The sequence below is a fragment of the Serpentinicella sp. ANB-PHB4 genome, assembly GCF_031432315.1.
Lineage (GTDB): Bacteria > Bacillota > Clostridia > Peptostreptococcales > Natronincolaceae > Serpentinicella.
Genome location: NZ_JAVKGO010000024.1, coordinates 1 through 12,158 on the forward strand (window position 1 = coordinate 1; position 12,158 = coordinate 12,158).

General features: G+C 33.6%; 9 protein-coding genes and 1 riboswitch. Of the genes, 1 reads left to right on the forward strand and 8 read right to left on the reverse strand.

Going from position 1 to position 12,158, the window contains the following annotated elements:
* Positions 1–110 precede the first annotated feature (110 nt).
* From RH915_RS11230 to RH915_RS11250, 5 genes are all read right to left on the reverse strand, one after another.
* Entirely contained in the window at positions 111–974 is an 864-nt protein-coding gene (locus tag RH915_RS11230; RefSeq protein WP_310480110.1) for a methylenetetrahydrofolate reductase, read from the reverse strand.
* A gap of 3 nt (positions 975–977) precedes the next feature.
* Positions 978–3,380 (reverse strand): homocysteine S-methyltransferase family protein, encoded by a 2,403-nt coding sequence (locus tag RH915_RS11235; RefSeq protein WP_310480112.1) that lies wholly within the window; start codon positions 3,378–3,380, stop codon positions 978–980.
* A gap of 23 nt (positions 3,381–3,403) precedes the next feature.
* Positions 3,404–4,093, reverse strand: a complete 690-nt coding sequence (locus RH915_RS11240; protein WP_310480116.1) for a vitamin B12 dependent-methionine synthase activation domain-containing protein — start codon at positions 4,091–4,093, stop codon at positions 3,404–3,406.
* 92 nt (positions 4,094–4,185) lie between these two features.
* Positions 4,186–4,289: riboswitch (SAM riboswitch) on the reverse strand.
* A gap of 80 nt (positions 4,290–4,369) precedes the next feature.
* Positions 4,370–5,212 (reverse strand): L,D-transpeptidase family protein, encoded by an 843-nt coding sequence (locus RH915_RS11245; protein ID WP_310480118.1) that lies wholly within the window; start codon positions 5,210–5,212, stop codon positions 4,370–4,372.
* Positions 5,213–5,308: 96 nt separating this feature from the next.
* The gene (locus tag RH915_RS11250; protein WP_310480120.1) at positions 5,309–6,031 is read right to left on the reverse strand and encodes an FMN-binding protein; all 723 of its coding nucleotides are present in this window, start codon (positions 6,029–6,031) and stop codon (positions 5,309–5,311) included.
* Between the two features lie 408 nt (positions 6,032–6,439).
* Between RH915_RS11250 and RH915_RS11255 the strand changes: the two genes are divergently transcribed.
* A complete protein-coding gene (locus tag RH915_RS11255) occupies positions 6,440–7,486 on the forward strand; it encodes an FAD:protein FMN transferase (protein WP_310480122.1) in 1,047 nt (348 codons plus the stop codon).
* A gap of 102 nt (positions 7,487–7,588) precedes the next feature.
* Here RH915_RS11255 and RH915_RS11260 read toward each other — a convergent pair whose 3' ends face one another.
* The 3 genes from RH915_RS11260 to RH915_RS11270 form a co-directional block, all read right to left on the reverse strand.
* Positions 7,589–8,314: an HAD family hydrolase gene (locus RH915_RS11260; protein ID WP_310480123.1), complete on the reverse strand. Its 726-nt coding sequence runs from the start codon at positions 8,312–8,314 to the stop codon at positions 7,589–7,591.
* A gap of 153 nt (positions 8,315–8,467) precedes the next feature.
* On the reverse strand, positions 8,468–11,095 hold the full coding sequence (gene cphA / locus RH915_RS11265; protein WP_310480125.1) for a cyanophycin synthetase: 2,628 nt from the start codon (positions 11,093–11,095) through the stop codon (positions 8,468–8,470).
* Positions 11,096–11,116: 21 nt separating this feature from the next.
* Complete coding sequence (locus RH915_RS11270; RefSeq protein ID WP_310480127.1) at positions 11,117–11,947, reverse strand: cyanophycinase; 831 nt, start codon at positions 11,945–11,947, stop codon at positions 11,117–11,119.
* Positions 11,948–12,158 lie beyond the last annotated feature (211 nt).

Here is a 12,158-nt window from a genome sequence, read left to right on the forward strand (position 1 = left end):
TATTTTCAATAAGTGCATTATTTTTTGAATAAAAAATGCTGGAGTGTTAACCACCCCAACATTTATTATAGAACCATTTATTTTTCCTTGTTTATTTTTATTAATTACACTTATTCTGAATATTCTAATATTTCCAAAGACAATTTTGTATTTCCTAAAGGCATTATATGTACACCATTGCAGTACGCTCTTGCTTCCTTTAAAAATTCTCCTGCTATTTTTATTCCTTCCTCTTGCCCTCCTAATTCCATTCTTTTCAGTATGGAATCTGGTATCTTGATACCTGGAACATTTTTTGATATAGATTGGGCCATTTTATAACTTTTTAAGGGTAAGATACCACATAATACTGGTACGTTTAACTTTTCAACACAGTTCGTAAATTTTTGTAGGTCCTTTATATCATATACTGGTTGGGTCTGAATAAAATGCACTCCTTTTTCTACTTTTTTCTCTAATTTTTCTACTTCTTTTTCTAAATTTTCAGCACAGGGATTAGCAGCAACACCAATCATAAATTCTGTGGGTGCATTTAACTGATTACCTGCCAAGTCATAACCTTTGTTCAATGTATTTACCACATTAACCAAGCCAACAGAATCTACTTGAAATACGCCTGTTGCATCTGGATGATCCCCTCTTGTAGGTTCATCACCAGTAAGCACCAATAGATTGTTCGCGCCTAAAACTGATGCACCTAAAAGTTCTGATTGTAGTGCAATAGTATTTCTATCTCTACAGGTTAAGTGAAATATTGATTCGACTCCTGTTTCTGTTTTAATATGATGGGCAAGAGCAATTGCACTTGTTCTCATATTAGCCATAGGTCCATCTGTTATATTAACAGCATCGACTACCCCTTTTAAATCATTAACAGCTTGTAATAACTTCGATGTGTCAACACCTTTAGGTGGCTCTAGCTCTACTGTTATACTAAATTTTCTCTTTCTTAACTTTTCTTTTAAATGATTCATTCTTTATCCCCCTATATTCATTATTCTTTTTGCAAGTCTAACAGCACTTACAGCATCCTCAGAGTAGTATGCACCAATTTCTTTAGCATAGGATTCTGTAACAACTGCCCCACCAACTACTACTGGTATTTTGTGCTCTAATTTTTTTAATTTTTCAGTTATTTTCTTCATTTCCGGCATGGTTGTTGTCATCAGTGCACTTAGACCAATCAAGTCAGCTTTTTCCTTTACTGCCGTTTGGATAATTTTTTCTTCTTCTACATCTTTTCCAAGATCGATTACATGAAAACCGTGATTTTGCAACATAATTGATACAATGTTTTTTCCAATATCATGTATATCACCTTTTACTGTTGCTATTACAACTGTACCAAGTTTTTTCTCTTTTACCGTCTTCAAATCTTTTTCTAAGTAATTAAAAACCTGTTGTGCAGACTCTGCACCTAGTAAAAGTTGTGGTAAGAAAAATATTTTTTCTTCATATTTTTTCCCTATTTCTTCTAATGCAGGTATAATACATTTATTTACGATTTCTATAGATGCAAGCCCTTCTTTCTTTAGCTGCTTTGCTAAAGGAACACAAGCATCTTTTTCTCCATTTTTAATTGCTTTAAACAGATTATGTTCAATATTTGTATCTACATGCCTATTTTGATGCTTTTCTTCTTGTTCTTCAGAAAAATAATTCACAAATTCCTTTGCGTTTTTATCTTTTCCTGTTAGTACATCCGAGCTTTTAATAACTGTCCACATGCTTTCTATATATGGATTCAAAATTGGTATATCTAGCCCCGCCTCTAATGCCATGGATAAAAACGTACTATTTAATACATTTCGATTAGGTAATCCATGGGATATATTACTAATTCCTAACACAGTCTTTACGCCAAGTTTTTCTTTAACTAATCGTATGGTTTTAATACTCTCTAATGCATGATCTTGTTGTGCACCTGCCGTTAGGACAAGGGTATCTATAAATATATCTTTAGGATTAAGACCATACTCTACTGCTGTATTTACGATTTTCTCGGCTATAACAAAACGTTCCTCTGCTTTTTTCGGTATTCCTTTATGGTCCAGCGTCAATCCTAAAACTGCAGCTCCATATTTTTTTGCTAATTGTAAAACTTTATGTAAATGTTTTTCATCCCCATTTGTAGAGTTAATTAAAGCTTTTCCACTATAAGCTTTTAGCCCTTCTTCCATTGCTTCAAAATTTACCGTATCTATACTCACCGGCGCTTGTATACTTCTTTGAATTTCATAAATAGCATCTTTCATCACTTGACGCTCTTCAGTCAGATTCACGCCGACATTTACATCAATAATATCTGCATTTGCTTCAACCTGCTTTACTGCTTCTTTGGAGAGGACACTTAATTTATTTTCTTTTATGGCTTCTGCTAAATATTTTTTTGCTGTGGGATTAATACATTCTCCAATTACTTTAGTAGGGAGATCTTCGTTTAGTATTAATGTTTTTGTCATGCTCGCTAATTTAGTAAATGGAATTTCTGCTTTAGGTTCTGGTTGTAGCTTATTGGTCATTTTTCTAATCGCTTTTATATGCTCCGGGGTCGTACCGCAACAGCCGCCAATTATATTAACACCTGCTTTTACTAATGCTTCTACATAACTAGCCATAGCATCTGCAGTTAAATTGAATTGGGTTTGCCCATTCACTAACACCGGTAATCCGGCGTTTGGTTGAACAATTATATTTTTATCAGTAACCTTTCTCATACGTTTTACAATATCTATCATTAAATCTGGGCCAAAACCACAGTTTATACCCAGTACATCTACCCCTATTGCCTCTAAAATAGTAGCAATACTTTCTGGATCGGAACCTGTTAACGTCCTTTGTTTTTCATCAAAAGTTAGAGTGCATATTATAGGAACATCACCGGCATCTTTTGCTGCAATCACAGCTGCTCTTGCTTCTTGTATGTCTGTCATTGTCTCTATAACTAGTAAATCTACACCGGCATCAATTAATAATTTTGCCTGCTCAAAAAAAACATCATAAGCCTCATCAAAGAGTAGATCTCCTAAGGGATATAATAATTTTCCTGTTGGTCCTATATCCCCTGCTACTAATACATTTTCTTTCTCCTCTTGCTTTGCAAGACGAACAGCTTCTTGATTTATTTCTGTAATTTCACCTTCTAAGTTGTATGCTTTTAACTTTATTCTATTGGCCCCAAAAGTATTTGTTTGAATAATATGCGCGCCTGAATCGATGTATGCGCTATGGATGTCTTTTATTATTTCTTTTTGATTTAAATTATATATTTCTGGACATTCCCCCGACACTAAACCTTTTTTTTGAAGCATTGTTCCCATTGCTCCATCAAAAACCAAAACTTTTTTTGACAATAAATCAGTCAACATTTTTTTATTCATTTACTCAAACCTCTTTCCCTTAATTATTTGTAGTTTGCACCTTCACGATAAGAACAATGTTCTAAGTTACAGTAGCTACATTTGTCTTTTCTATTTGTATTGTTCTTTTTTGTCCACCCAACTAAAGCTGTAACAGATTTTCTAGGTATTAAAATACTACTATCTGTAATCCTTAGATCTATTTCCTTTGTATTTAACAGATCTAAAATACTATTTTGATTTGTAATTGTAAAATCCCCATATCCTGGACTAAATCTCCTTGTTAATCTATATCCATTCTGTAAAGCTTCTTGTTCTACAATTTGATTTAATTTGTTTATTGATTCTTCTGCCGCTTCTGAACCAATTGCATCCATAATCAGCCCTCGAGTATATTCTCCTTTTTCATTTAGTTTATCTATGTGATTATCAAGTTGCTGTCCAATAGTAACGGCTATAAAGGTAGTATACCTACTTCCATCTAATAACTGCTCTATATCAGCGGACTTAATTTGGTAATCTACATCAGCTAAATAAATTTTTTCTTTATTTATTTGCTTAATTTCAAATGTCTGATATATCCCTACTGGATTAATTAAACGTTTGGCTTCATCAATACAGTCTTCAATTAATTGGCTCATCTTTTCTGTTAGTTCAGTCTTGCCCTTTTGGTACCCCAAATGCCTTAGTATTTTTTCTTTTTCTAAATGTTGGATATCTATATTATGTATCACGGTTCATCATCACCTCAATTAATTAATATTATCTCTTTTTCAAAATAAAAAAACTACTTTTCTAATGAGAAAAGTAGTTTTGATCTAACCCTTACTCATCTATCAGAACTTAGTTCTGCAGGAATTAGCACCTTGCATATATATTGCAGGTTGCCGGGTTTCATCGGGCCAGTCCCTCCACCACTCTGGATAAGAATATTTATTTTTTAAAATTTCAGAATTATTTATTCAAGTTTAATCTATTCCTCGAAGTATGTCAAGTACTATAGTTAAACTTTATGGTTCTCTATTATCTGTATACTGGTCCCTTGCAAGTATAAGTTCCTGATAGGTATCTACACTTACTACCCCATCGGCAAAAATATTGAAATCTCTCTGAAAGTTTCGAACTGCTTCTTGGGTTTGTGCATCATACACACCATCTATCTCTCCATCATAGTATCCTAAGAGGGTAAGAATTGTCTTTACTTCGAAAACATCTGGTCCCGGTTCTATATCAACATCCAGTATTCGTCCAGTAAATACATCCCCTGTAATTTTTACCGGTGTTCCCAAAGGAACAATGTCGTAAAGTTCATTTACATCTTCGTTAAACATTCGCACACAACCTCTACTTGCCTCGGTACCAATTGATTCTGGTTCGTCTGTACCATGTATTCCATAGCCTCCCCAAGGCACATTTATCCGCATCCATCTTGTTCCAAATGGTCCACCGGGATTCCTTGTTTTCTGTATTATTTGCCAATCTCCTACAGGTGTTGGTGTTGATGGTGTCCCTACGGCAACACGATAGGCATTGAGTATCTCTGTAAACCTTTTTAGCGTAAGTGTTGTTCTTTCTAAATCGATCTCAATAGTATACCCTTCTTCTGGAATAGGATACTCTCTTTCAGGACTTAGTCCTATAGCATTCCAAGTATCTGGTCCTACAATGCCATCAGGCGGTAACCCATAATCAGTTTGAAAGGCTCTCACAGCTTCAAATATTTCTTCATCATATATCATATCTATGGGTCCATCGTAAAAACCTAACTCTGTTAACCGTTCTTGTACATGCATTACATCAGGACCTTGCATATATGGTGATAAAAGCCTTAAATATCTACTCGTTAGCTTCATAACTCACCCCTCCTTGATATATGATACGTTATTCCCTTTAAATGTTTACAAAAAAAATCTTACCCCTTGTGGGATAAGATTTTTATAATAAACATATTATTTAGCTGCTTTTTCAAGGGCTCTTTCTACTGCTTGTTGCCATTTGTTACTTGAACTTGTTGCACCAGTGTATTCATCCACATCTGCACTGTTTGCTTCAACAAATCTACCTGGCATTTCTTCTAAAGCTTCATGCCATTGCTCAAATGTATAGTCTTCGTCTTTTAATACTTCTTCTTCGTCATCCATTCTTGTCTCTTTTAACTCAACATCTACGATGTTATCATTTTCGATTGTTACCCTTGCAATCCCACGACTACCTCTTTCATCTACATCCGAAACTCCGTGGAATACACCTTCGAAGTAAGTTGCATCACTAGTATCTACAAGGGCCATTTCTAATGCTCTTTCTACTGATTGTTTCCAGTAGTTACTTGAGCTTGTTGCTCCTGTAAATACATCTACGTCAGCGCTGTTTGCTTCAACAAATCTACCTGGCATTTCTTCTTTTGCATCATGGAACGCATCATATCCGTAATCTGAATCTTTTTCTTCACCGAAATCATTAAATTCAGCTACTTGCACATCTACGATCGCATCATCTTCAATTGTTACTGTTGCCATACCATAACCTCTTGCTCCTGCATCAGAGTAAGCAGTGTATGTACCATCTTGATACGTATTTGTTGCGTCTCCACCAGTTGCTGGTGTATCTGAAGAACATCCTACGATAACAAAAATCATTGCTACAGCTAATAAAATCGTTAATAGTTTTTTCATTTCTATTCCTCCTTGTTTTTGATTGTTAAATATTCGTCAAAGTTCGCCAATAATCGACAATACATGACTAAAATGATTATAAACGATATTTTGATATTAATCAATTGCATTTTAAATTGTTGTAATTAATGAAATTTTCAGAATGCTAAAATTTTGTAATAGATATAAGACTTTTTAAAAGCGCCTAGGTCGCTTTAGTTAAAAAACTTTCAGTTCGTCTACTGCTTCAACACTTTCTGTTCTTCTGCAAGGGCCCATATAGTCGGAAAGTGCTCTGTTTATTATAACTTTTCCAGTATATTAATACCCCCATTACTTATAATTAAACAAATTTTGCTAAATACTATGTTTGTTTACTTTCATAATTAATATTGCTATAATATTATCCAGAAAAGGAGCTGTTATAATATGTTTAAAATAAAAACTAAAATAGTTTTTTTAATTATTGCTACACTTTTTGTCGTTGTAGGCTGTAGTAGTGAACAAGGACAAGAATCAGAGCTAGTATTAGTACAAGAAGTTGACTTCGTTCTTGGGACGATGGGTCAAATACAGGTTTTTGCTGAATCTAAAGAAATAGGAAATGAAGCGATTCGTAAAGCTTACGACCGTATAAAAGATATTGAAAATACAATGAGCACTTCTATAGAAGGAAGTGATGTTTACCAAGTAAATTTATCTGCTGGTCAGTCTTATGTTGATGTTTCCCAAGACACACTATTTGTTATAAACAAAGGTTTAGAATACTTCGATCTTACAGATGGCACTTTTAACATAGGGCTTGGAAAACTTATTAATTTATGGGGGATCGGAAAAGAAAATGAACGAGTACCTTCTCAAGATGAAATACAAAAAGCTAAAGCGCATATTGATATTCAAAATATAAGTATTGATAATGGATCTGTTAAACTTGAAGATCCGGAAATGGCTATGGACTTAGGCGGAATCGCAAAAGGATATGCTGTAGATGAAGCGATAAATGTTTTAAAAGATGAAGGAATAAATAGCGGTCTTGTAAATCTTGGAGGAGATATATACGCTTTAGGTAATAAAGCCGATGGCGACCCTTGGAACGTAGGAATCCAAAACCCTGATAGTTCTAGTGGTTCAGTTGTCATGTCTATTGCCTTAGCTGACAAATCGATTGTTTCTTCAGGTGATTATGAACGTTACTTTGTTGAAAATAATGTGAAGTATCATCATATTTTAGACCCTGAAACTGGTTATCCAACTGATAATGAAGTTAGAAGTGTAACGATTATATCCGACGCTTCCATAGATGCTGATATCCTTTCAACAGCGGTATTTATTATGGGATTAGAACGAGGACTGGAATTGTTAGAATCTCTAGAAGGTGTTGATGGTGTAGTGTTAACAAAAGAGAAAGAAATCTACACAACATCTAACGTTGAAGGGTTAAATATAATTGATAACACTTATACATTGATTAATTAAACAATATACCCTTAATCAGTAGACAAATTGTAACCGATAATGTTGTTGTAAATACAAAAAAATAATAGGGCGTTTCACATTGAAACGTCCTATTATTAAGCTTTATAAAATTTCTACTTCCGCATTCATTTTATATATTGTATCTTTTCTTTCGATAATCACTGTGGTTTTCTTTTTTAGTTCATCATCTTTTTTAATATTTGTAATTAACTCTCTTGCAGGATTGATAGCAGTTGGGAAACCAACCAACTTCAACATTGAAAAGTCACCGTTTGTATCCCCATATGCATAACTTTTATTTAAATCGATATTGTACTTCTCTACAAAATCAAGAATTGCATTTTGTTTGCTTTCAGAGTCCCACATTTGAACAATTTCTCCTGTAAATAAATTGTCATCATCTACTAGATAATTTGTTCCTCTAAAATCTTCAACTTCGTACTTTTTTGCCATTTTAGCAACTAAAAAGTCTGGGCTTCCAGATATAAATATAACCTTATGCCCTTGTTCCCTATGCCACTTAATCCGATCTCTAGTAAATCGATAAACACGGTCTCCCTTTACTTCTATAACTTGATCAGAGACAAACTCGATATGGTGTTTACTTTTTCCCTTCATTGCTTCTAAATATATCTCTGCAACGTCTAATAAGTAATCCTCATAGTTTCCCATACGTTTATCCCAGTCATGAAAAGTCTTTTTTGCTATGTTGTGCCACACTACCGGATCAATTATTTCATCATTAATCAACTTTTTAAAGTGCTCCATCATCAGAGAATCTCTGTGAAGTGTTCCATCAATATCAAAAAATGCCCCAACACTCTTCATCAAGTCACCTCCTCAAACATATTTTTCGGTATGTATATAATATATGATATATATCTTTTCAACAACACAATATCGCTTATTTTTTTATTTTTTTGTAGATAACTGTAATTAAAATACAATTTTTAAAAATAAAAATGAGCCTGTTAGCTCATTTTATATAACTTGTGATTTTAGCTGTTCACTATGTTTTGTATAACTTTTAATCGTCTGTAGCAACAAGTCATATTGCTCATAAAACACTACAATTGTATCTCCCTTTTCTGCTTTTGCCATTGCTTTTTCTAACGCTTTTACTTCACATAACTCAACTTCGATATTATTTTCAACTATACCACCTACGGTACACCCTTTTTTTAGAATATTAGCTACTTCTCCTACTTTTCTACCTCTTTTTTCTTTATCTTCTTTAACATAAACTTGATCAAAGTAATGACCGCATAGCTCTCCTACTTTTAAGATATTTATATCACTTCTGTCTCCTGGTGTTCCTATAACACCAATTAAACGATTTTCTTTTACACTACTTAATGCAGTTGCAACTTTTTCAATACCATCTAAATTATGCCCATAATCAAGTATAACTTTAAAATCATTTATTTGAAAAACGTTGAATCTACCTGGATTTGTGTGTTCATCAGAGTTAAAAGATTTTAAAGCTTCGGCGATTATCCCTATTTCAACACCCTGTACATATGCAGCAGCCATTGCGGCTAATGCATTTTCAGTATTGTATTTAAGCAGACCATTATAAGTTGCTGGTATATCCATCACTTTCATTACTTCGTTTTCTTGTATTCCATTGTAAATGTAAATTTTTCCTTCTCTAACATAAATACATGGTTTTCCTTCTTTTATATGATTCTGTAATAATTCGTTTTGGTAATCCATAGAGAATAAAAAGACATGGCTTTTTACGCGTTCTATGATATTTTCAGTATATTGATCATCTGCATTTAGTATGACAAATCCTTCATTCTTAACCGCTTCTGCAATCAAGCTTTTTACATTTGCCATTTCATCTTTAGTATTAATACCATCAACGCCTAAGTGATCGTCTCCTATATTCGTTATAATACCAATGTCAGCCAAATCGTAAGCTAATCCTTTATTAACGATGCCTCCCCTTGCAGTTTCAAGGACAGCAACATCGACTCTTTTATCCATTAAAACTGTTTGTGCACTTAATGGGCCTGTTGTATCGCCCTTTATTAGTAGCTCGTTTCCTATATATACGCCTCCAGTGGTTGTCATTCCAACACATAGGTTTTTCTTTTCTAATATATTAGATAACATTCTAGTAGTTGTTGTTTTACCATTTGTCCCTGTAATCGAAATAATTGGAATAGAACTTTCTAATCCTTTTGGATACAGCATTTCTATAATTTCTTTTGCTACATTTCTTGCTGTTCCTTTTGAAGGGTAATGGTGCATCCTTATTCCTGGAGATGCATTCACTTCAATAACAGCACCACGAAAATCTTTTATAGATTTTGATATATCCTCTGCTACTATATCGATTCCAGCTATATCTAACTCTATTGCTTTTGCAGCTTCTATGGCAATCTTTATGTTATCCGGGTGTATTTCTTCAGTGGCATCAATTGCAATACCGCCGGTGCTTAGATTGTCATTTTCACGTAAAAAGATTATTTGTCCTGTTTTAGGCACATAACTTAAGCTTAAGCCTTTCCTTTCAAGTAGCGTTTTCATAAGCGGATCTATTTTTATTTTAGTTAATGGTTTTTCATGCCCTTCACCTCTAAGATGATTCTGATTTTCTATCTTAATAAGTTCCTGTATTGTATGTGTACCATCGCCAATTACGTGTGCTGCTATTCTTTGTGATACTGCTACTACTTTATCACCCACTACAGCAACTCTATAGTTTTTACCTGATATATGTTCTTCTACTAATACCCGATCATTATACTGCCTAGCTATGCTATATGCAGTTTTTGCTTCGGTTAGGCTATTAATTCCAAGGGATACACCTTTCCCTTGATTACCATTATAGGGCTTTATTGCTATAGGGAACCCTAAATCTTTTATAAAATCTTCTGCTGCTTCAAAAGTCATTACACTTTTTCCCTTTGGTACAGGTATTCCTTTAACTGTTAATATTTGATTTGTAAGTTCTTTATTGCATGCTGTATCAACAGCTAAACAACTGGTATTTTCAGTAATAGTTGCTTGTATTCTTTTCTGATTTTTTCCATAGCCAAGCTGAATTAGGCTCTCAGTACCTAATCTTGTAACAGGTATTTTCCTTTTTTTTGCTTCGTCCACTATTGCCTGGGTACTTGGACCAAGGGCATTTTCTCTAATTAATCTTCTTATTTTTTTAAGTCTATCCTTTACATCTATCCTTTTATTATTTAATAGTCCATTGATAATATCAAAAGCCAGCTTAATTGATTCATAAGCAGCAGTTTTATCTTTATATTCAAAAACTACACAATAGATTGTTTCTTTTTCTAGATATCTAGCTTTACCAAAACTTACGTCATAGCCTAACTGCTGTTGTATTTCTAGGGAAGTATGTTCTAATACATGAGCCAAATATGTTCCTTCATTTAAGCGCTCATTAAATCCACCTATATATCCTTTTGAACATTTATGTTTTTTTAATCCAGGTACAATGGATCGTAACCCTTCATTAAATCCTTTAATATTACAGGTTGGTATATCTACATATTCTTTTAAATCAACTATGGTTCTAACAACAGGAAAATGGGCATAAATATTTCTTCCTGGATATACCATAATCTCCTCTAAATTCATTGACGATCCTCCTCTGTCATTTTAACCTCTTTCTTCAACTATTGTTTCTCTATTAGTCAAATTGTATCTAAATTTCTCTGGTAGAATATGAACTTTCACACCTGTTATAGCAAGAGGTTCATCCGGATACTGCTCTGAAATATTTGTATAGCCAATATCTTTCCCATCAACAATCGTTATAACACCGGATCCTATAACTTCAATTTCATTTTGCTTATTTATTAGAATTGCTGTATCCTCATCAATACCAATGCCTAAGGCATAAGGATTCTGCGCAGTAGCACCTAATAACCTGCCAATACGTCCTCTTTGACTAAAATGCTGATCTATAATAACGCCTTTTATAAAACCCATTCCCGGTGCCATTTTTACTGTGCATTTTCTTGGGGCCTCTTCATCTTCCCCTTCTACTACCATTACTTCACTCATCATAGAAGCGCCAGCACTTGTTCCAGCAATAACTAAATCTTCTGAGATTCTGTTTTTTATAAATCTATGAAACTCGGTTCCACCTAAAATGCTAGATATTCTTAATTGATCTCCGCCAACAAAAAATAGGCAATTTATCTCTTCTAGTTTTTGTAAGAGTTGTTTTCTATTTGCTTCTTTCCTTGATTCAATATTTATTGTGTGTACATAACTAGCCCCTAAATCATAAAAAATTCGTTTGTATTCCTCACCTACTTCTAGAGGATAGTTAGTAGCAGTTGTTATAACAGCTATATTTGCGTCTTTTCCTCCAGATATTTTTACTACATGTTTTAAAATTTCTTGCCCCGCTTGTTTATCCTCACCGCCACCAATTATAATTAAAAAAGTTTCATTATTTTTTTTAGTATCAGGTTTACTCATAGATTTTCCCTCCAATAAAACTATCTATATTTTTAACCTTAAACCAAGTAAATATACAAATGCCTCGACACAAAATAATAAAACTATAAAATCCGTGCTTATATATAACATGCTACACATCAAAAATTACAAAAAATAAAGGTTCTATAATAAATGTTGGGGTGGTTAACACTCCAGCATTTTTTATTCAAAAAATAATGCACTTATTGAA